Raw genomic sequence first — 19327 nt, forward strand, 5'->3', positions numbered from 1 at the left:
CGTGCCGTGCGCCTCCGTGCGGAGCGTCGCGCGCCGGGCCCGCCACCTGCCTGCGCTGAGACGTCCTACGATGCGTCAGTCCTCCGGCGGATCCGGATCATCGTGCGGCAAGGGGAATCCATGCGCCTGTCCAGCTACGTCGGAAAGGCCGCCATGTGCACGGCAGCGATACCCCTCCTCGCCGGGTGCACGGGGGAACAGGACGCGGGCGGGGCCGTGGAGCGACCCGCCTCCTGGACGAACCTGCCGGTGCGGACCGGCGCGCGGGACGTCGTCCACACGGACACCAAGCACCGGTCGTACGAGGTCAGGATCACGGTCAAGAGTCTGGTCCGGGGCTCGGAGGAGGACATGCGGGGCGCGCGCGTGGACGAGGAGCTGCAGGACCTGGTCCCCCACTACCTCACCTTCGAGGTCGCCAACATCGGCCGGAAGACGATCCCCGCCGCCTCCATGGTGGACAGCCATTTCGCACTGAACGGCACCGACTGGGCGCGTGGGGAGAAGGTCTGGATCAGCGGCGGCAGGCCGGGCGGGATCGACCTGCCCTGCGCGGACACCGCGCCGAAGACACTGGCGCCCGGCGACTCGTACACCACCTGCGTGACCTACGCGCTGCCCGAGGGCGTCGGTGTGCTGTCGCTGACGCACAACGCCGACGGCTACCTCGACGAAGGTGGCGCGGTCGCCGCCTGGCCCGTCGAGGGCGGCCTCGAGGCGGCGTCCGCCGGGCTGGCGGAGCCGGGCGACATCATCCCCGTCCAATGGGACGCCCGCGAGGACGGCGTGCTCGAACTGCCCGCCACGCTGGTGTCCGTACGCCGGGGCAGCCCGGCCGATCTCGCGCGCCTGGATCTCGATCTCAACGAGAACGAGCGGCGCGGCATCCCCTACTACGCGTCGGTCACCTACACCAACACCGGGTCGAAAGACCTCTACACCGACCAGGCCGGCCAGGTCCGCCTGCTCACCGAGAGCGGTCGGCAGATCCCGGGGAAGACCCCCTTCGTCCGTGACACGAAGATCCCGGGCTGTCCGTCCGACTGGGTCGCCCGGACGATCCCGCCGGGCGGCAGCGTGACGGAGTGCAGCGTCCACCTGGTGACGGACGACGGCGACAAGCCGTTCGCGGTGGGTTTCAAGGAGGCGGGCCGGCCAGGACTGGTGGCCTGGTCGACCCCCCTCCGCTGAGGCGGCCGGGTCAGCCGGCCGAACTGCCGCCCGTCTCCGCCAGCGGCAGGTAGACCCGGTTGCCGGAAGCCGCGAACTCCGCGGACTTCTCCGCCATGCCGGCCTCGATCTCCTCGGCCGTGCCGCCGTGCTGCCGCCGGATGTCCTGGGAGATCTTCATCGAACAGAATTTCGGGCCGCACATCGAGCAGAAGTGCGCCGTCTTCGCCGGCTCCGCCGGCAGGGTCTCGTCGTGGAAGGCCCGTGCCGTGTCCGGGTCGAGGGCCAGGTTGAACTGGTCCTCCCAGCGGAACTCGAAGCGCGCGTCGGACAGGGCGTCGTCCCACTCCTGGGCGCCGGGGTGGCCCTTGGCGAGGTCGGCCGCGTGGGCGGCGATCTTGTAGGTGATCACGCCGGTCTTGACGTCGTCACGGTCGGGCAGGCCCAGGTGCTCCTTCGGCGTGACGTAGCAGAGCATCGCCGTGCCCCACCAGGCGATCATCGCGGCGCCGATGCCGGAGGTGATGTGGTCGTAGGCGGGTGCGATGTCGGTGGTCAGCGGGCCGAGGGTGTAGAACGGCGCCTCCTCGCAGATCTCCTGCTGCAGGTCGATGTTCTCCTTGATCTTGTGCATCGGGACGTGCCCGGGCCCCTCGATCATCGTCTGCACGCCGTGCCGCTTGGCCACGGAATTGAGCTCGCCGAGCGTGCGCAGCTCCGCGAACTGGGCCTCGTCGTTGGCATCCGCGATGGAGCCGGGGCGCAGGCCGTCGCCGAGGGAGTACGTGACGTCGTAGGCGGCGAGGATCTCGCAGAGCTCCTCGAAGTGCTCGTAGAGGAAGCTCTCCTTGTGGTGGGCGAGGCACCAGGCCGCCATGATCGAGCCGCCGCGGGAGACGATGCCGGTCTTGCGGCGGGCGGTGAGCGGGACGTAGCGCAGCAGGACGCCCGCATGGACGGTCATGTAGTCGACGCCCTGCTCGGCCTGCTCGACGACCGTGTCCTTGTAGATCTCCCAGGTCAGCTCCTCGGCCTTGCCGTCGACCTTCTCCAGAGCCTGGTAGAGGGGGACGGTGCCGATGGGGACGGGGGAGTTGCGGAGCACCCATTCGCGGGTGGTGTGGATGTTGCGGCCGGTGGACAGGTCCATGACCGTGTCGGCGCCCCAGCGGGTCGCCCAGGTCATCTTCTCCACTTCCTCCTCGATGGAGGAGGTGACGGCGGAGTTGCCGATGTTGGCGTTGACCTTCACCAGGAACCGCTTGCCGATGACCATCGGCTCGATCTCCGGGTGGTTGACGTTCGCCGGCAGCACCGCCCGGCCCGCCGCGATCTCCTCGCGGACGACCTCGGGGGCGACGTTCTCGCGGATCGCGGCGAACTCCATCTCCGGGGTGATCTCGCCGCGCCGGGCGTACGCGAGCTGGGTGACCGCCTGCCCGCCGCGTCCGCGCCGCGGCAGGCGCGGGCGGCCGGGGAAGACGGCGTCCAGGTTGCGCAGCCCGCCGCGCGGTGAGGTGTGCTTGAGGCCGTCGTCCTCGGGGCGGACAGGGCGGCCGGGGTACTCCTCGGTGTCGCCGCGGGCGACGATCCAGTTCTCCCGCAGCGGCGGGAGGCCGCGGCGGACGTCGGTGGTCACGTTCGGGTCGGTGTACGGGCCGGACGTGTCGTACAGCGTCACGTCCTGGCCGTTGGTCAGGTGCACCCGGCGGACAGGGACCTCGATGTCCGGGCGGGACCCGGTCACGTAGCCCTTGTGCCAGCCGATTTCGCGCGCGCGTGCATCCTGCATGGTCATGAGACCCACTCCCTACGCCGGCATTACCCGGTAACAGGTTCAGCGGTCGGCGCAGCTGGTGGCCCTCGGCCGGTCAGCGCCCTCTCAGCCCGGTGCTCCGAGCTCCCGCGGTGTGCAAAGGTGGAACCACGCTAGCGGGTCTTCTCCGGCGCGCACCAGTGCGCCTTGGGATGATCGGCGCGTGGACTCCCCTCATGCGCAGCCCCCCGGCCCCGGCAACGGCCACGCCCACGGCCCCGGTCACGGGCACAGTCACGGCCACAGTCACGGCCATGGCCACGGTCCGGTGCCGCCGGTCTCCCGGCATCTGCGGAAGGTCATCGCCGCGGTGCTGATCCCGTTCGTCGCCGCGGTGGTGGTCGGGCTGGTGGTGCTCTGGCCGAACGGGGTGCCGGCCCACAAGCGCTCGGGCGTCGGTTTCGACCAGCAGACGCAGTCGGGCCGGGTGGTGCGGGTGGAGAACGTCAAGTGCGCGGACGTGAACGCGGAGCCGAACACCGGCGAGCCCGGCGCGACCCCGCCGAAGACCCCGTCGATCTGCGAGCGGGCGACCATCCGCGTCACCTCGGGCAAGGACACCGGCCGTACCTTCACCGAGATCGTGCAGCCGACCCAGACCCGGCACTACACCGAGGGGCAGAAGGTCCTGCTGTCCTACGCGCCCGGCGCGCCGAAGGAGTTGCAGTACTCGGTCACCGATGTGGACCGGGCGCTGCCGCTGTGGCTGCTGGCCGGGCTCTTCGCGGCGGCGGTGGTCGTGGTCGGGCGGCTGCGCGGGTTCCTGGCGCTGGCGGCGCTGATCGTCAGCTTCGCGGTGCTGACGCTGTTCATCCTCCCGGCGATCCTGCACGGCAGCGATCCGCTGCTGGTGGCGGTCATCGGCGGCAGCGCGATCATGCTGATCGCGCTCTACATGTGCCACGGCCTCAATGCCCGTACCTCGGTGGCCGTCCTCGGCACGCTCTGCTCGCTGCTGCTGATCGCGCTGCTGGGCTCGGTGTTCATCGACTGGGCGGTGCTCAGCGGCAACACCTCGGACGAGACCGGGCTGATCCACGACCTCTATCCGGGCATCGAGATCCACGGTCTGCTGCTGGCGGGGATCGTGATCGGCTCGCTCGGTGTGCTGGACGACGTGACGGTCACCCAGACCTCGGCCGTGTGGGAGCTCCGGGACGCCGATCCGGGCGCGAGCTGGCACAAGTTGTACCGGGCGGCGATGCGCATCGGGCGCGACCACATCGCCTCGGTGGTCAACACCCTGGTGCTGGCGTACGCGGGCGCCGCGCTGCCCCTGCTGCTGCTGTTCTCGATCGCGCAGCGCGGCGTGCTGGCGGTGGCGGGCAGCGAGTTGGTGGCGGAGGAGATCGTCCGGACCCTGGTCGGCAGCATCGGGCTGGTGGTGGCCGTGCCGCTGACGACCGCGCTGGCCGCGCTGGTGGTGTCGGCGGACCGCTCCGGGAGGGACACTGTCCCCACGGGCGGCGGGCGCCGCCGGCGCCGGGCACGGTGAGTTCCTGAAGTACGGGGGTGGACGGGGTGGTCGGGCTCCAGGGGAGGGTGACCGGGGCCGTGGGCCCGGGGCTGGTCGGCGAGGTGATCGTGCAGGTCCGCGGGGGTGCGGAGGCCTTCCTCGCGTACCCGGCGACCGAGGGGGAGAGCATCGGGAAGGGCACGGTCGTGGTGGTCGTGGAGTATCTGCCGCCACGGACCGTGTATGTCGCGCCCGCCTACGGCTGACGGGCCCGGGGACGAGACGGGGACGGGTCAGGGCGGCTTCGTATCAAGAATGCGACAAGGATCCGCCAGGATCTTTCGGCGCGACTTGCGCAGGCGCACACTCCCGTACGCGGCCCCGATCGGGGCCAATCGTAAGGGGGCGTGTGCCGATGGTGATCGGCGTCGCGGCGGGCGCGGTGCTCGTCGCTCTCATTGTGGTGATCGTGCTGTTCCGGCTCATGTGGCGGGTTGCCGAGCCGAACGAGGCCCTGGTCATCTCGGGTTCCAAGCACCGTGCGGACGGGGTCGGGGAGGGCATGGGGTTCCGCGTCGTCACCGGTCGCGGAACGCTGGTGATGCCCGGTGTCCAGGTGGTGCGGAAGCTGTCGCTCGACCTCAACGAGGCCGAGCTGAACGTGGACTGCGTCACCCAGCAGGGCATCCCGCTCAAGGTGCACGGCGTGGTCATCTTCAAGGTCGGCGACGACTTCGTGTCGATCGCCAACGCCGCACGGCGTTTCCTGGACCAGCAGAAGTTCATGGCCGAGCGGGTGCACAACGTCTTCGCCGGTCATCTGCGGTCCATTGTGGGCGGGTTGACGGTGGAGCAGATGATCCGCGACCGGGAGCGGCTGACGGCCGAGACCCGGGCGGCGTCGGGTTCGGAGATGGAGAAGCTCGGCCTGATCATCGACTCGTTGCAGATCCACGAGATCGTCGACCCGACCGGGTACATCAAGAACCTCTCCGCCCCGCACGCCGCCGCCGTCCACCGCGACGCGCGGATCGCGCAGGCGGAGGCGGACCGGATGGCCACCGAGGCCGAGCAGCAGGCCGCGGCGCGTATGGCGGAGGCCACCCGGGACAGCCAGATCCTGCAGGCCGGTTACATGGCCGAACGGGACAAGGCCACCGCGGCCGCGCAGCAGGCGGGCCCGCTCGCCGAGGCCGCGGCCCGGCAGGAGGTCGTGGTGCAGGAGACCCGGGTCGCCGAACTGGAGGCGCAGCGGCGCGAGCAGCAGCTGCAGGCGGACGTCCGCAAGCCGGCGGACGCCTCCGCGTACGAGAAGCGGACGCTGGCCGAGGCCGAGCGCGACGCGCGGATCTCGGCGGCCGAGGCGAAGGCCAAGGAGACGGAGCTGGCCGCGGTCGCCGAGGCGAACCGGGTGAAGTCGGCCGCCGCCGCGCAGGCGGAGCAGACGAAGCTCAGCGGTCTGGCGAGCGCGGCGGCCACCCGGGCCACGGGTGAGGCCGAGGCCGCGGCCACCCAGGCGCGCGGTCTGGCGGAAGCCGAGTCGGCGAAGGCGAGGGGTCTGGCGGAGGCCGAGGCGATCAAGGCCAGGGCCGCCGCGCTGGCGGAGAACCAGGAGGCGGTCGTCGCCCAGCAACTGGCCGAGAACTGGCCGGAGATCGTCCGGGCCGGCGCGTCCGCCTTCGGCAACGTCGACCACATGGTGCTGCTCAACGGCGCGGACGGCATGTCCGAGATGTTCGCCAAGGCGCTCACCATGGGCGGCACGGGCCTGGGGCTGGCCCGTCAGCTGCTCGCCCAGATGAACGGTGGGGCCGCCGAGCCGTCGTCCAATGGCTCGGCGCCGCAGCGCCCCGAGCACGTCCCTGTCAAGGACTGAGCGGCGCGCTCCCGCGGGGTCCGGTCGTCTCCGGGCCCCGCGGGGTCACCACCGGTCGTGGGAGTCCGAGGACGACGACGAGGTGACCTTCTTGACGACGAACACCAGTCCGCCGACGAGCGCCACGAAGATCAGCACCTTGAACAGCAGCCAGAACAGGAAGCCGACGGCGCTGGCGATCATGCCGCCGAAGACCACGATCGCGATGACCGGCACCGCGATCCACTTGACCCACCAGGGAAGGCCCTCGAAGAGCTTCACCGTTTCCTCCTCCGTATCGTCTTCGTCCTTGGCTCAAGGCTAGGGCCGCGGGGGCCCCGCGCGGAGGCCCGGCGGTCCCCATCCGTCCCTGACCGTCCCCCTAGGGACCCGGGGGGACGTCCCTCATCCCTCGGGCGGCGAGAAGACCACCAGGACCCGCAGGTCCTCGCTGACGTGGTGGAAGCGGTGCGGCACCCGGGCCGGCACATAGACCACGCTGCCCCTCGCGACCTGCGTCGTCTCCTCCCCCACGGTGATCAGGGCGCGGCCGCTCACCACGAGGTAGATCTCGTCCTGGCCGTGCGGTTTCTGCGGGTCGAGCTCGCCGGCGCCCAGCGCGTAGAGCCCGGCGGACATGTTCCGCTCCCGCAGGAAGCTCAGGTACGCGCCGTTGTTGGCGGCGCGTTCGGCCTCCAGGTCGTCCAGCCGGAACACCTTCAATTGCCCGCTCCCTTGCACCCCTGTGCCTGCGCGATCTCTTCTGCGACGATCTCAGCCATGATGAACTTCGTCGTCAAGACGCTCGCGAACGCCGGGGCCCTGCTGGTGGCCATCTGGCTCGTGGGCAGCATCACGCTCACCGGTGACGACACCGCGCACAAGGCACTCACCCTGGTCCTGGTCGCGCTGGTCTTCGGCCTGGTCAACTGGCTGGTGAAGCCGTTGGTGAAGCTGCTCTCGTTCCCCTTGCTGATCCTCACCCTGGGATTGTTCACCCTGGTGGTGAACGCCCTGATGCTGTGGCTGACCTCCTGGCTGTCCGGCAAGCTGGGACTCGACTTTCACGTCGACGGCTTCTGGGCTGCCGTGCTGGGCGGTCTGATCATCAGCATCGTGTCCTGGGCGCTGAACATGGTCCTTCCCGACGAGGACTGAGCGCGGGGGCTGCATCATGGAGGCCATGAGCGCTCACCCCTCCCGCGACCCGTTCCGCGTGTGCTTCGTCTGCACCGGCAACATCTGCCGGTCGCCCATGGCCGAGCACGTCTTCCGCGCCCGTGTCGAGGAGGCCGGGCTGGGCGGCCTGGTCGTGGTCGACAGCGCGGGCACCGGGTCCTGGCACGAGGGGGACGGCGCCGACCACCGCACGGTCTCCGTGCTCCGTTCCGCCGGGTACGGGCACGACCACGTCGCCCGGCAGTTCCAGCCCGAGTGGTTCGCCGGCCTGGACCTGGTCGTCGCCCTGGACACCGGCCACCTGCGGGCCCTGCGGCGCCTCGCGCCGACCCCCGAGGACGCCGCCAAGGTACGGCTGCTGCGCAGCTGGGACCCGGCGGTCGCGGACTCGGCGGACGGCACGGGACTCGACGTGCCGGACCCCTACTACGGGGACATGGACGGCTTCGAGCTCTGCCTGGAGATGTGCGAGGCCGCGGCCGACGGGCTGCTGGCCGACGTGCGCGACGCCCTCGGCGAGCCCGCCCCGGCACCATGAACCGGCCCGGCGGCCTCGGCGGCCTCGCTGCCGACGTATCAGCCCTGCTGGGCCGCGACGTGGGCGACCCGGTCCCGCTGGGTGGCGGCTCCGTCTGCACGGCGGCCCGCCTCGGCGGCCCCGCCGGCCACGACGCGGTCTTCGCCAAGACGCTCGACGGCGCCCCGGACGGCTTCTTCACCGCGGAGGCGGCGGGACTGCGGCTGCTGGCCGCCACCGGGACGGTCGCGGTGCCCGAGGTATGGGCGGCCGACCGGTACACCCTGGTCCTGGAGTGGATCGAGCCCGGGCCCGCCACACCGTCCCAGGCCGAGCGGCTGGGCCGCGAACTGGCCGCGCTGCACGGCGTGCGGGCCGCTTCCTGGGGCACCGCGGGCCCCGGCTTCATCGGCCGGCTCCCCCTGCCCTCACCCGCCGGAACGCCCCCCGCCGCCCCGGAGCAGTGGGCGGACTTCCACGCCGAGTACCGCCTGCTGCCCTTTCTGCGCCGGGCCGCCGACGGCGGGGCGATGGCCCCGGCCGATGTGCGGGCGGTGGAGCGGGTCTGCGCACTGCTGCCGCGGATCGCGGGCGCCCCGGAACCGCCCGCGCTGATCCACGGCGACCTGTGGTCCGGCAACGTCCTGTTCGCCGCCGACGGCCGCGCCCGGCTGGTCGACCCGGCCGCGCAGGGCGGCCGGCCCGAGGCGGACCTGGCGATGCTGGAGCTGTTCGGCTGCCCGCAGTTGCCGCGGATCCTCGCCGCGTACGAGGAGGTGCGCCCGGTGCCGGGCCGGCGGGAGCGGGTGGCACTGCACCAGTTGCACCCCCTGCTGGTGCACGCGGCTCTCTTCGGCGGCCACTACGGCGCCGCCGCCGGCACCGCCGCCCGGGAGGCCCTGTCGCGGGCATAGCCCCTGATCAGGTTGGATGGGCGGTACACCGACATGGCCCGCCGGCAGGTCCGACGCGGCGGGGAGAGCGAGGAGAGCGCGATGACGGAGTACGAGAACGTACCGGGGGACAGCACGCGCAGCGTGCACGCCGGACGCCCGGAGGCCCGCCCGCACGAACCCGCGCTGCCCGGCCCGGTCTTCGCCGCGCACTTCCACCTGCCGGGCGACGTCACGGGCCCGTACACCTACGGCCGCGACGAGAACCCCACGTGGACCCGGCTGGAAGAGGCGATCTCCGCCCTGGAGTCCCCTGACGCCGACGCCGAGACGCTGGTGTTCTCCTCCGGCATGGGCGCGATCTCCTCCGTGCTGCTCTCCCAGGTGCGCACCGGGGACACCGTGGTGCTCCCCTCGGACTGCTACCAGGCCACCCGGAGCCTCCAGTCCCGCCTGGAGGACTACGGGGTGGCGGTACGGCTCGCCCCCACCGCCGGCGACGCGCAGGCGGAGGTGCTCCAGGGCGCGAAGCTGCTGTGGATCGAGACCCCGTCCAACCCGGGCCTCGACGTGTGCGACATCCGGCGGCTGGCCGACGCGGCGCACGCCGCGGGCGCGCTGGTCGCGGTGGACAACACCCTGGCCACGCCGCTGGGTCAGCGCCCGCTCGACCTCGGCGCGGACTTCTCCGTGGCCAGCGGCACCAAGGCCCTGTCCGGCCACGGCGACCTGCTGCTGGGCTACGTGACCACGCGCCGTCCCGAACTCGCCGCCCAGGTGCGGCTGTGGCGCAAGACGGTCGGCGCCATCCCGGGCCCGATGGAGTCCTGGCTCGCGCACCGCTCGCTGTCCACCCTCGCGCTGCGCGTGGACCGGCAGGCGGCCAACGCCCTCGCGCTGACCGGCGCGTTGCTGGAGCGGCCGGAGGTCACCGGTGTGCGCCACCCCGGTCACCCGGAGGACCCGGCGCACACCGTTGCCGCCGCGCAGATGAACCGCTTCGGCAGCGTCGTCTCCTTCACGCTCCCGGACAAGGCGCACGCCGAACGCTTCCTGTCCGCGCTGCTGCTGACGACGGAGGCGACCAGTTTCGGCAGCGTGACGAGCACGGCCGAACGGCGGGCGCGCTGGGGCGGGGACGCGGTGCCCGAGGGCTTCGTCCGCTTCTCGGTGGGGGTGGAGGACGCGGCCGACATCGTGCGGGACGTGCTGCACGCGCTCGACGCCGCCAAGTAGCGCCCACTGTTCATCAGGAACAGATATATCTACGTAGGCGGCGCTACGCAGAATGGGTGGCCCGAGCCTCCCCCCTCGTGGCTCGGACCACCCTGGCTTTACGCGCGGAGATCCGCTCGAACAAGGCTAGTTGACTCTGCGTCAGTGTCCAATCACAGTTCCGATGCAGACCTATCGATATATTTATAGTTGCGGACACGACAAACCCTTCAAGGGAGCGGTTCCATGGATCTGGCTCTGCTGCGCACGTTCGTCACGGTGCACCGAGCCGGATCCTTCACCAGGGCCGCCCAGCTGCTGGGGCTGTCCCAGCCCGCCGTCACCAGCCAGATCCGCAGCCTCGAACGGCAGGTCGGCAGGCCCCTGTTCCTACGGCTGCCGCGCGGCGTCAGCCCCACACCCGTCGGCAACGACCTGGCCCACAAGGTCGCCCCGCATCTCGACGCCCTCATGGAGATCACCCAGGGGGACCTCGCCGAGGAGTCCGGCAACCGCACCGTCCACCTCGCCGGCCCGCCCACCTTCACCTCGCTGCGCGTCCTGCCCGCCCTGGCCCCGCTGGTCGCCGAGGGCCTGCAACTGCGCATAGCCCTCGCCGGTGAGGACGAGGGGCTGGCCGGTCTCGCCGCCGGCCACCACGACGTGTCGCTGGGCACCCTCCGCCCGCGCGACCGGCTGCTGGCCGCCACCCCGCTGTGGGACGAGGAGCAGATCCTGGTCGCCGCGCCCGTCTGGCAGGAGCGCATCGGCGGCCCGCAGGCGGTGCACACCCACGGGCCGCGCGTCCTGGACGACGTCCCGGTGATCTCCTACGACGAGGGCATGCCGCTGCTGGACCACTACTGGTCGGCGGTCTTCGACAGCAGCCCCGCCATCGTGCCCGCGGTCGTGGTGCCGGACCTGCGGGCGGTGCTGGAGTGCGTGACGGCCGGCGTCGGCATGGCCGTGCTGCCGCGCTACCTGTGCGGCGAGGCGCTGGCCGAGGGGTCCGTCGCCGCGCTGCTGGAGCCGCCGGTGCCCCCGCTGCGCACCTACTTCGTCTCCGTGCGCGCCGGGACGATCGCCCTGCCGCACATCGCGCGGGTGCACGAGCAGCTCGTGCGCGCGGCCGCCGGCTGGTGAGCGCGCGCCGGGCGGCCGGCGGGTGACGCCCGAGGGAACTGCGCGTTCCGATTCGCCGTCCCGGAGGCGTTTGCGCCCTCCCGCGCCGCGGCAGATCTCAGGCATGCCCCCGGACACCGGAACACCCGCCCCACCCGCTCCGCCGACCGCGCCGGCCACCCGGCCCGTGGTCAAGCGCACCGCCCGCGCCATCCTGCTGGACGGCGACTCCCTCGTGCTCATCAAGCGCACCAAGCCCGGTCTCCACCCGTACTGGGTCACCCCCGGCGGGGGCGTGGAGGCCGAGGACTCCACCGTGGTGGAGGCCCTGCACCGCGAACTCGACGAGGAGCTCGGCGCCAAGGTCACCGATGTGGTCCCCGCCTTCGTCGACACCGTCGAGCACATCGCCGGCGACGGCTCGCACGGCGTGAAGGTGCAGCACTTCTTCGTCTGCCGGCTCGCGTCCATGGATCCGGCCCGGCGGCACGGCCCCGAGGTGGACGAACCCTCGGGGACGTACGAGATCGTGCGCGTGCCCTTCAGCCGCGTCGGGCTCGCCTCGGTGGAGGTCGTCCCGCTCACCCTGCGGCACTACCTGGACGGCAACATCGAGGGCGTACTGGGACTGCTCTCGTCCGACCTGGGCTGATCCGGGCGGCCGGTGGTGCGGCAACGTTTTTCCTCGTGAGGGCGGGGGCGAGGGGGTGCCCGGGTGCGTCAGTCGCCGGCCGCGACCAGTTCCTCGATCAGGTCGTGGCGGATGCGCTGCGAGGGGATCCCGCTGCGCAGCAGGCTGTCCACGCCCCTGCGGATCATGCCGGGCGGCCCGCTGAGATAGGCGTCGAACTCCGGCCAGGGGCCGTACTGGTGGACGATCTCCGGCAGCTGCCCGTGCAGGCTGCCGGGCCCGCCCTCGGAGACCACCGGGCGGACGGACAGCCACGGGTGCGTGCGGTCCAGCCGCAGCAGGGTGTCCAGGTCGTACAGGTCGTGGTCGCTGCGGGCGCCGTAGAAGACCTCCATGGCACGCCGCCGGCCGTGCTCGGCGACGTCCTCCACCAGCGCCTTGATGGGCGCGATGCCGGTGCCGCCGCCGAGGCAGAGCAGGCCGTTGTCCGCACTGTGGTCCACGACCATGGAGCCGGACGGGGGGCCCAGCCGGAGGATGTCGCCCGGCTGCGCGCGGTGCACCAGCGCCCTGCTGACCCAGCCGGCCGGGACGGCCTTGACGTGGAACTCCAGCAGGCCGTCGGCCCCGGGGGCGGACGCGAAGGAGTAGTGCCGCCACACGCGGGGCCACCAGGGGGTCTCCAGCGTCGTGTACTGCCCGGCGAGGAAGGGGTAGGGCTGGTCGGGCCGGACGGTGACCACGGCTATGTCCGGGGTGCGCAGGTCGTGCGCGACGATCTCGGCGTGCCACCAGGCCGGGGCGTGCTTCTCGTCGGCGGCCGCGGCGTCGATCATGATCTGGGAGATCGCGGTGTAGGCGCGGACCCAGGCCGCCTCGACCTCCTCGTCCCAGATGTCGGCGGCGTAGCGCGTCAGGGCGCCGATCAGGCATTCGCCGACCGCCGGGTAGTGCTCGGGGCGGGTGCCGTACTTGCGGTGCCCGCGCCCCAGATGGGCCAGGTATTCGGTGAGCGTCTCCGCGTCGTCAATGTGTTCGGCCGCGGTGAGAAGCGCTTTCAGCAATCGGTCCCGCTGGGTGTCCATCGCCGCCGGGAAGAGTTCGCGCAATTCCGGGTGGCGTATGAACAAAAGCGCATAGAAATACGACGTTGTTTTGTCAGCCACCGGGGCGACCGTTTCCATCGTCCTGCGGATCAGTGCCGCGTCCGCGCTCACCCCCGGTTCCGCGGGCCGCGGTTCCGCCCGCGGCGGCACGTCCGGGACCTGCGGGGGCGGGGGCGGGGGCTGCGGGTCCGCGGCGGGCGGGGGCGGTCGGTGACCCGCGGGGCCGGCGGCGGTCGCCGGTCGCGCGGACATCCGCTCGGCACCCGTGCCCACCGGGCGTATGGGCCGCACCGGTCTGCTGGGAATCCCGCTCCCGGGGGCCCTCGCGCCGCCCGCCGTGCCGTCGTGCTGCGGCCGCGGCCCGTCGGGGGGCCTTCGGGGGCTGAACCATCCGTCGGTGTCGGCGTCGGCCCCCATGCCGGGCCCGCCCGCGTTCGTGGTCAGAGCGTCCATGATCAGCTTCGCCTCGAGCTTCTCCGGGTCGGTGTCCGTCGGTGACACACGTTCTGCGCGGAGAGCCTGCCAGGCGCATGGGCCCGAACGGACAAATAGCCGGAAGTACGGGAAACGCAAAGAGAAATCCCGTTAGGCTCGTTCGCCTACGGAACCCTGCCCGGAGCCGTGCGTTCCCTATTGCCGCGGCATGCGCGCCCGAGGGGAATTCGGCCGGTCACCCCGTGACGCGTGCATATGCTTCCCGCAAATCACGTCCGGCGTACGTGTGGGTCGCCAGACCGCTCACATGGTGGTCGCCGTTGACGGCCACCGAGACCGGAACCGCGGCGAAGAGCGCGGTGTCCGACATCGAGTCCCCGTACGCCACGCACTCCGCGCGGCTCACCCCGTACCGGGCGCACAGCTCGTCCGCCGCCGCCACCTTGGACTGCGGGACCAGGATCCCCGACCGGTCCAGCAGCGCGTCCGGCGCGAACGGCACCGCGGGGAACGCCGACGCCCGCACCGCGTGCGCGCCCCAGGCCAGCAGCCGCCGCACGAAGAAGTCCGGCGAGAGCGAGATCACGGCGCAGTGCTCGCCGCGGGCCGCGATGTCCGCCCACACCTCGCGTATCCCCGCGAGCCACGGAGCGCCCTCGAAGGCCGCCGTGAGGTGGGCGCCGGTCAGCCGCCCGTACATCCCCCAGGCGCGCTCGGCGTAGCCGGGCGGGTCGATGGCACCACCCGCCAGCGCCGTCTCCAGCTCGCGGAACTCGGCCACCAGGCCCAGCTCGCGGGCGAGTTCCATGCTGGCGGAGGAACCATGGATCAGCGTCCCGTCCATGTCGAAGATGTGCAGCCGTCCCACGTGCCCTCTCTCCCCTCACCCGACCCCGGCACGGTACGCGACGGCTCAGCCCGCGCCGAACAGCCGTACCGCCTCCCCCGCCGCCCCGCGCACCGCGGGCCTGCGGTCCGCCGCCCGCCAGGCCAGCGCCACCGTGCAGCGCACGTCCCCGGCGAGCGGCACGATCACCACATGGGAGCGCGCGTAGTGCTCGTCGGTGGACGTACTGGCCAGGGCGCAGCCCCGGCCCGCCGCCACGAGCTCCAGTGTCTCCTCCAGCGACCCGGACAGGACCGTCCCGGCCACGTCCGCAACCCCCACCGCGGCAGGGTGCCGGAAGCCGGAGTACGCCGCGTCGGCGGTCCTCGGCAGCACCCACACGCGGCCGCCCAGCTCCTCCGGGGTGACCTCGGCGCGGCGGGCGAGCGGATCGCTCGCGGGCAGCGCCACGCAGCGCCGGTCGGTCGCGATCGTCACCATCTCCAGCCCGGGCGCGTCCAACGGCGGCCACACGATGGCCAGATCGGACTGCCCGGTGAGCAGTCCGCACGACGGTTCGTCGACGTCGTAGCGGCGCAGCCGTACGTCACCGGCGACCCGGGACTCCACCGCCCGCAGCAGGTCGCGGGTCCTGCCGGCCGCCGCCTCCCCGAGGAAGCCGACCGTGAACGGCCGCGGGACCCCGCCCAGCAGCCCCTCCAGCTCGTCGGCCGCGTCGACGGCCGCCATCGCGTGGGCGAGTATCCGGCGGCCGAAGTCGGTGGGCCGGACCTGCTCACGGGTGCGCAGCAGCAGCGGCTGCCCCGCCGCCGCCTCCAGCCGGCGCACCGACTCGCTGACGGTCGGCTGGCGTACCTGGAGCATCCGCGCGGCCGCCGAGAACGATCCCGTGCGCGCCACCGCGACGAACGCCCGCAACCCGGGCAAGGTCAGCGTCACAGGCGGAGGATAGCCAGCCCCGGCCGATGTCCATAGGGGAAAACTATGCCCGCCGCGCGCCCGCGCCCGGCCACGCTGCCCGTATGACAGCACCCCTGCCGCCCCGGCCGCCCTTGCCGCACCTGCCTGCCGCCCTGCCGGTCCGCCGCCTCGGCCCCGCCGACCTCGCCGCCTGCTCGGAACTCGCCGTCGGCCGCGGCTGGGGCCGCGAGGAGCACAAGTGGCGCTTCCTGCTCACCCACGGCACCGGCTGGGGCATCGACGCCCCCGACGGCCGGGGCCTGGCCGCCACCACCGTCCTCACCCGCTACGCGGGCGGCCTGGCCGCCGTCAGCATGGTGCTCGTCGCCGCCCGCTACGAGGGCCGCGGCCTCGGCCGGCGCATCATGACGCACGTCCTGGGCGAAGCGGGCGACGACACCGTCACCCTGCACGCCACGGACCGCGGCCGCCCCCTGTACGAGAAGCTCGGCTTCCGTGCCGTCGGCATCGTCGTCACCCACCGCGGCACCTTCCGCCCGCCGGCCGCCGCACCGGGGTCCCCGGCCGCCCCGCGCCCCGTCACGGAGGCCGATCTGCCGGCGCTTCTCGCCCTGGACGCCGAGGTGTTCGGCGCCGACCGCTCGCCCCTGCTGCGGGATCTCCCCCGGTTCGCCGAACGCACCCTGGTGACCGAGGAGGACGGCAGGCTGACCGGCTGGGCCTCCGCCTGGCGCAACGACGGCACCCTCGTCGTGGGCCCGGTCGTCGCGGACACCACGGCCGGCGCCCGGCGGCTCGTCACGGCGCTCGCCCGCGACGCCGGGGGCCCCGTCCGGCTCGATCTGCGCACCGAGGACCCCCTGCGCCACACCCTGCCCGGCTGGGCCGCCGGGCACGGCGTCCTGCCCGCCTTCCCCAACACCCTGATGGTGCTGGGCGACCGCGCCCTGCCCGGCGACGACGCCCGCCGTCACACACCGCTGATGGTGGCGCTCGGCTGAGCGGGGCGCACGGAGAACAAGTCCCGTGCGCCCCACGACGACTCGGGAAGAGCCGTCCGCTGCGAGAAGGAGGTCAGCGGACGTCCACGTGGTCCAGGGCTCCCCAGGTGCTGTAGTGGGTGCCGTCACCGATGTGCACGGCGCGCCAGGAACCGTCCTGGGACGCGGTGACGGTCTTCTGGAAGCGGCCGTTCGCGTCGGCCTTGACCACACCCGCCTTGGTCCAGTGCCCCTTCGTGTCGCGCAGCCAGACCTCGACCGTGCCGCCGCGGTACACCGTCCACGTCCTGCCGCCGGGCCGGTGCTGCAGGACGCCGGAGATCACCAGCTTGCCGCCCTTCCTGACCGGTTCGGGAGCGGCGTTGAAGGACTGGACGCGCGTCGCCGTGCGCTGGAGCCTCTTGGTGTAGCCGGTCGTCGCGACGCAGAAGTCGTTCGCCGCGTGGTACCACCGGTAGTAGCCGTCGACTGCGCCGGTGAGCCGCACCGAACCCCGGCCGGCGCGGTTCGACCTGCCGGTCCCCACCTGCTGCCATCCGGTGCGCCCGTCGGCGGACCGCTGCAGCGCCATCACCTGGCCCTCGACCACGCAGTCGCCGGCCCCCTTGACCGTGAACGAAGCGGTGAGCACCCGGTCGGCGGTGATCGAGTACGGCCCGGAGCTGAGCGTCATGTAGTCGGGAATCCCGACCTGTATGCCCTTCCCCGGGACACTGGCGGTGTCCAGGAACGGGTCACCGGGATTGCGCCTGTCCGGTTCGACGACGAGGTCCCCGTCCATGGTGACGTTCATCGACGTCGCCCACGTACCGTCCGCTCCGGAGGGGCGTTCCGCCCCGAGCATCACGTTCCCCCTGTCGAGGTACGTGACAATCACGCGAACGCCGCCGACGGGCCGCCACACGATGCCGTCCTGGCGTTCCGTGACGCCCTGGGCCGTCACCACGCGCTTGCCGCCGACCGTCGGGCCCTTGGTGAACTTCGTCCCCAGCCGGACCTTCGACACCTTTCCGAGGGTGTCTTCGTAACCGACCACGGTGTCCCAGTTGTCCGCCTTCGCTCCGCCGGCGGGGTCGATCCGGTGGGCCGCGAACATGCGGACGGTGAAGTCGCCGGCCGGGTACACCTGGTCCTGGGTGTCGCGCGCGGCGACACGCTTCGGGGCGGAGGAGAACCGGCCCTCTTTGTCGGTGACGACGGTGGCGAAGGGAAGATCGACGGTCTTGACCGTGCCGTCGGCCGACTGCGTGATCCGCTGGACGATGTCGACGGTCCCGCCCGCCACCGGCACGTCCGGCCCACCGGCCGGATCCTGCCCCACGAGCCGGCCCGAGAACGCCAGCAGGCGGTGCTGCCAGTCGACTGCGGGAGCACTCCGCCCGAGGTCCTGGAAGGCGTACGCGCCCTGCCCGGCCAGTGCGGAAGCGGACGCCGGCACCGCCGTCCCGGCGCCTCCCGAGGGCTCGGCGGATGCGACCCCGGGCATCCCGACCGCCAGGACCGCCGCCACGACGACGGCGCATCTCCCCGCACTGCTCCGTCCGATCCGCCCACGCTGAATCGACATGAACCCACCCCTGTAGCAAAAAGTGATCGCGACTCCCGTAGGACCATCGGCCGGACGCCAAGGTTGTAGCCGGCAGGCGATGCGCCGTCAGTCGTCCGCCCACCGCGCCGCTCCGCTCGCCCCGCAGTGCGGAAACCCCTGCGTGCGCTGTCGGCCTTCACCGTTAAGGTGTGCTGGCTCGCACACTCATCCGGTGCGAGCGGGGGGCGCGGCAGTGGTCTGCCGCCGTATCACCAATCGGAGTACCTACGTGAAACTCACGCACCTGCTGGTCGCCGCTGCCGTGGGACTGCCGGCCTGTGCCGTCATGACCTCGTCGGCAGCGGCGGACTCGTGGCTCGACGGCTCGGTCAAGGTCTCGATGCCGAACGCCGTCACCGTCAAGGGGGGCTGGGCGCAGGGCACGCTCACCGTGGCCAACCCCAGCTCCAAGACCCTCACCGGCCAGCATGTCTTCTGGGACATCAGCACCATGGACCGGATGGACCCGATGCCGGCCGGCTCGGTCCTGATGGACTGGGCGGACGGCAGCGGCGACACCTGGCACCGGGCGCCGCTCAAGGTCCTCTACCCGTTCGGCTCCAAGCCCTCGGATTGGCCGTACCCCGTCAACCTGAACTGGCAAATGGGACCGGCGAGCGGCTTGACCCTGAAGCCGCACACCAGCCACACCTACCGGATCCGCGTGTCCATGCCGCAGTCGAGCATGACGGAGCCGATCCACACGCTGAACGTGGGGGCGCGCCTCGGCGGCGGCACCGACAACCAGGGCGGCCCGCGCACGCTGGTCGGCAACGGGGTCGCCGAGCTCGCGGTGCGCGGCATGGTGCCCAAGGTGCTCGGCCTGCCGACCACCGTGCCGGTGGACCTGCGGGCGGTCGGCTTCACCCTCGACATCCGCACGCAGTACAAGGCGGACTGGCGCCTGAAGGAGGCCGGCTTCGGCATCGACTCCGGCTGGTCGGACAAGAACCCGCCCGCCTGCGACGCCCGCATCGAGATCCGCGACCCGCTCTTCGGAACCTGGAACCGGGTCGGCACCAACATGTTCCTCCCGGGGCAGATGACCGCCCTCAACCGCTGGGCCAGCGGGCCCGTCGACCACCGCGTGGTCACCGCCCGGCTGCTCCTGGGCGGCAATTTCGCCGCCGGCAAGCACGAGCTGTTCGCGGGTCAGTACCCGGGGGCCGGCCCCAACACCTTCTTCCCCGGCGCCAAGTTCACGGCCACCCGCCCCACCGGCGCGAAGCCCGCCTGCCTCCTGTACGACAGCACCGCCATCTACGGCTTCAACGCCTCTCCCGAGCCGGTCCGCAAGGGCGCGGCCATCACCGCCACGGGCGTGCTGGACCGCAAGTCCGGCACCACCACCAAGCCCGTCCCCGGACAGCGCGTCTCGCTGTTCTTCCAGCCCAAGGGCAGCACCAAGTGGTCGTACAGCGGTTACGCCACCACTGACGCGGCCGGCCGCTTCACCAAGAAGCTCACCGCCGCCCAGGACGGCAGCTGGATGCCCGTCTTCAACGGCACCACCACGATGCGCACTTCCCACGGCACCGCCGACTTCGTCGACGTGTCCTGACGACCTCTCCTCCG

General features: G+C 72.2%; 19 protein-coding genes and 1 riboswitch. Of the genes, 12 read left to right on the top strand and 7 right to left on the bottom strand.

The annotated features are described in order from the left end of the window. The first annotated feature begins 120 nt into the window (after positions 1–120). On the top strand, positions 121–1191 hold the full coding sequence (locus tag ABZ883_RS09805; RefSeq protein WP_360904387.1) for a hypothetical protein: 1071 nt from the start codon (positions 121–123) through the stop codon (positions 1189–1191). Between the two features lie 10 nt (positions 1192–1201). Here ABZ883_RS09805 and thiC read toward each other — a convergent pair whose 3' ends face one another. Further along, positions 1202–2968, bottom strand: coding sequence for a phosphomethylpyrimidine synthase ThiC (gene thiC, locus ABZ883_RS09810; RefSeq protein ID WP_360904390.1), 1767 nt, complete (start codon positions 2966–2968; stop codon positions 1202–1204). Then, positions 2960–3087, bottom strand: a riboswitch (TPP riboswitch). Its footprint overlaps the gene before it by 9 nt. Positions 3088–3149: 62 nt before the next feature. On the opposite strand from thiC, the gene ABZ883_RS09815 reads away from it, so the two are divergent. The 3 genes from ABZ883_RS09815 (at position 3150) to ABZ883_RS09825 (ending at position 6318) form a co-directional block, all read left to right on the top strand. After that, complete coding sequence (locus tag ABZ883_RS09815; RefSeq protein WP_360904393.1) at positions 3150–4481, top strand: YibE/F family protein; 1332 nt, start codon at positions 3150–3152, stop codon at positions 4479–4481. Between the two features lie 26 nt (positions 4482–4507). After that, positions 4508–4708 (top strand): hypothetical protein, encoded by a 201-nt coding sequence (locus ABZ883_RS09820; RefSeq protein WP_360905116.1) that lies wholly within the window; start codon positions 4508–4510, stop codon positions 4706–4708. Between the two features lie 149 nt (positions 4709–4857). Next, the gene (locus tag ABZ883_RS09825; protein ID WP_360904396.1) at positions 4858–6318 is read left to right on the top strand and encodes an SPFH domain-containing protein; all 1461 of its coding nucleotides are present in this window, start codon (positions 4858–4860) and stop codon (positions 6316–6318) included. 45 nt (positions 6319–6363) lie between these two features. On the opposite strand, the gene ABZ883_RS09830 is transcribed toward ABZ883_RS09825, so the two are convergent. Both ABZ883_RS09830 and ABZ883_RS09835 read right to left on the bottom strand, forming a co-directional pair. After that, a complete protein-coding gene (locus tag ABZ883_RS09830; protein WP_360904399.1) occupies positions 6364–6579 on the bottom strand; it encodes a DUF5326 family protein in 216 nt (71 codons plus the stop codon). Positions 6580–6702: 123 nt separating this feature from the next. Further along, positions 6703–7020, bottom strand: coding sequence for a cupin domain-containing protein (locus ABZ883_RS09835; protein WP_360904402.1), 318 nt, complete (start codon positions 7018–7020; stop codon positions 6703–6705). A gap of 57 nt (positions 7021–7077) precedes the next feature. On the opposite strand from ABZ883_RS09835, the gene ABZ883_RS09840 reads away from it, so the two are divergent. From ABZ883_RS09840 to ABZ883_RS09865, 6 genes are all read left to right on the top strand, one after another. Continuing rightward, positions 7078–7455, top strand: a complete 378-nt coding sequence (locus ABZ883_RS09840) for a phage holin family protein (RefSeq protein WP_360904405.1) — start codon at positions 7078–7080, stop codon at positions 7453–7455. Positions 7456–7480: 25 nt separating this feature from the next. Continuing rightward, positions 7481–8014, top strand: a complete 534-nt coding sequence (locus ABZ883_RS09845) for a low molecular weight protein-tyrosine-phosphatase (RefSeq protein ID WP_360904408.1) — start codon at positions 7481–7483, stop codon at positions 8012–8014. Then, complete coding sequence (locus tag ABZ883_RS09850) at positions 8011–8907, top strand: fructosamine kinase family protein (protein WP_360904411.1); 897 nt, start codon at positions 8011–8013, stop codon at positions 8905–8907. Before ABZ883_RS09845 ends, ABZ883_RS09850 begins: the two co-directional genes overlap by 4 nt. A gap of 81 nt (positions 8908–8988) precedes the next feature. Then, entirely contained in the window at positions 8989–10122 is a 1134-nt protein-coding gene (locus ABZ883_RS09855) for a cystathionine gamma-lyase (RefSeq protein WP_360904414.1), read from the top strand. A 225-nt stretch (positions 10123–10347) separates the two neighbouring features. Next, complete coding sequence (locus ABZ883_RS09860; protein WP_360904417.1) at positions 10348–11244, top strand: LysR family transcriptional regulator; 897 nt, start codon at positions 10348–10350, stop codon at positions 11242–11244. Between the two features lie 103 nt (positions 11245–11347). Next, positions 11348–11875 (top strand): NUDIX hydrolase, encoded by a 528-nt coding sequence (locus ABZ883_RS09865; protein WP_360904420.1) that lies wholly within the window; start codon positions 11348–11350, stop codon positions 11873–11875. A gap of 68 nt (positions 11876–11943) precedes the next feature. On the opposite strand, the gene ABZ883_RS09870 is transcribed toward ABZ883_RS09865, so the two are convergent. The 3 genes from ABZ883_RS09870 to ABZ883_RS09880 all read right to left on the bottom strand — a co-directional run bounded on the left by ABZ883_RS09870 (position 11944) and on the right by ABZ883_RS09880 (position 15181). Further along, positions 11944–13413, bottom strand: coding sequence for a globin domain-containing protein (locus ABZ883_RS09870; protein WP_360905118.1), 1470 nt, complete (start codon positions 13411–13413; stop codon positions 11944–11946). 217 nt (positions 13414–13630) lie between these two features. Next, complete coding sequence (locus tag ABZ883_RS09875) at positions 13631–14263, bottom strand: HAD-IB family phosphatase (RefSeq protein ID WP_360904423.1); 633 nt, start codon at positions 14261–14263, stop codon at positions 13631–13633. Between the two features lie 45 nt (positions 14264–14308). Continuing rightward, positions 14309–15181, bottom strand: a complete 873-nt coding sequence (locus tag ABZ883_RS09880) for a LysR family transcriptional regulator (protein WP_360904426.1) — start codon at positions 15179–15181, stop codon at positions 14309–14311. A gap of 83 nt (positions 15182–15264) precedes the next feature. On the opposite strand from ABZ883_RS09880, the gene ABZ883_RS09885 reads away from it, so the two are divergent. Continuing rightward, positions 15265–16164 (top strand): GNAT family N-acetyltransferase, encoded by a 900-nt coding sequence (locus ABZ883_RS09885; protein WP_360904429.1) that lies wholly within the window; start codon positions 15265–15267, stop codon positions 16162–16164. 73 nt (positions 16165–16237) lie between these two features. Here the strand turns inward: ABZ883_RS09885 and ABZ883_RS09890 are convergent, their stop codons facing one another. Continuing rightward, on the bottom strand, positions 16238–17731 hold the full coding sequence (locus tag ABZ883_RS09890; protein WP_360904432.1) for a hypothetical protein: 1494 nt from the start codon (positions 17729–17731) through the stop codon (positions 16238–16240). 250 nt (positions 17732–17981) lie between these two features. On the opposite strand from ABZ883_RS09890, the gene ABZ883_RS09895 reads away from it, so the two are divergent. After that, positions 17982–19313, top strand: a complete 1332-nt coding sequence (locus ABZ883_RS09895) for a hypothetical protein (protein WP_360904435.1) — start codon at positions 17982–17984, stop codon at positions 19311–19313. The last annotated feature ends 14 nt before the right edge of the window (positions 19314–19327 follow it).

The sequence above is a fragment of the Streptomyces sp. NPDC046977 genome, assembly GCF_040644455.1.
Classification (GTDB): Bacteria; Actinomycetota; Actinomycetes; order Streptomycetales; family Streptomycetaceae; genus Actinacidiphila.

Bases quoted from the DNA above. Each gene is read 5' to 3' on its own strand.
- ABZ883_RS09805 (WP_360904387.1), top strand. From the start codon at position 121: ATGCGCCTGTCCAGCTACGTCGGAAAGGCCGCCATGTGCACGGCAGCG.
- thiC (WP_360904390.1), bottom strand. From the start codon at position 2,968: ATGACCATGCAGGATGCACGCGCGCGCGAAATCGGCTGGCACAAGGGC.
- ABZ883_RS09825 (WP_360904396.1), top strand. From the start codon at position 4,858: ATGGTGATCGGCGTCGCGGCGGGCGCGGTGCTCGTCGCTCTCATTGTG.
- ABZ883_RS09840 (WP_360904405.1), top strand. From the start codon at position 7,078: ATGATGAACTTCGTCGTCAAGACGCTCGCGAACGCCGGGGCCCTGCTG.
- ABZ883_RS09845 (WP_360904408.1), top strand. From the start codon at position 7,481: ATGAGCGCTCACCCCTCCCGCGACCCGTTCCGCGTGTGCTTCGTCTGC.
- ABZ883_RS09850 (WP_360904411.1), top strand. From the start codon at position 8,011: ATGAACCGGCCCGGCGGCCTCGGCGGCCTCGCTGCCGACGTATCAGCC.
- ABZ883_RS09855 (WP_360904414.1), top strand. From the start codon at position 8,989: ATGACGGAGTACGAGAACGTACCGGGGGACAGCACGCGCAGCGTGCAC.
- ABZ883_RS09860 (WP_360904417.1), top strand. From the start codon at position 10,348: ATGGATCTGGCTCTGCTGCGCACGTTCGTCACGGTGCACCGAGCCGGA.
- ABZ883_RS09865 (WP_360904420.1), top strand. From the start codon at position 11,348: ATGCCCCCGGACACCGGAACACCCGCCCCACCCGCTCCGCCGACCGCG.
- ABZ883_RS09870 (WP_360905118.1), bottom strand. From the start codon at position 13,413: ATGGACGCTCTGACCACGAACGCGGGCGGGCCCGGCATGGGGGCCGAC.
- ABZ883_RS09885 (WP_360904429.1), top strand. From the start codon at position 15,265: ATGACAGCACCCCTGCCGCCCCGGCCGCCCTTGCCGCACCTGCCTGCC.
- ABZ883_RS09890 (WP_360904432.1), bottom strand. From the start codon at position 17,731: ATGTCGATTCAGCGTGGGCGGATCGGACGGAGCAGTGCGGGGAGATGC.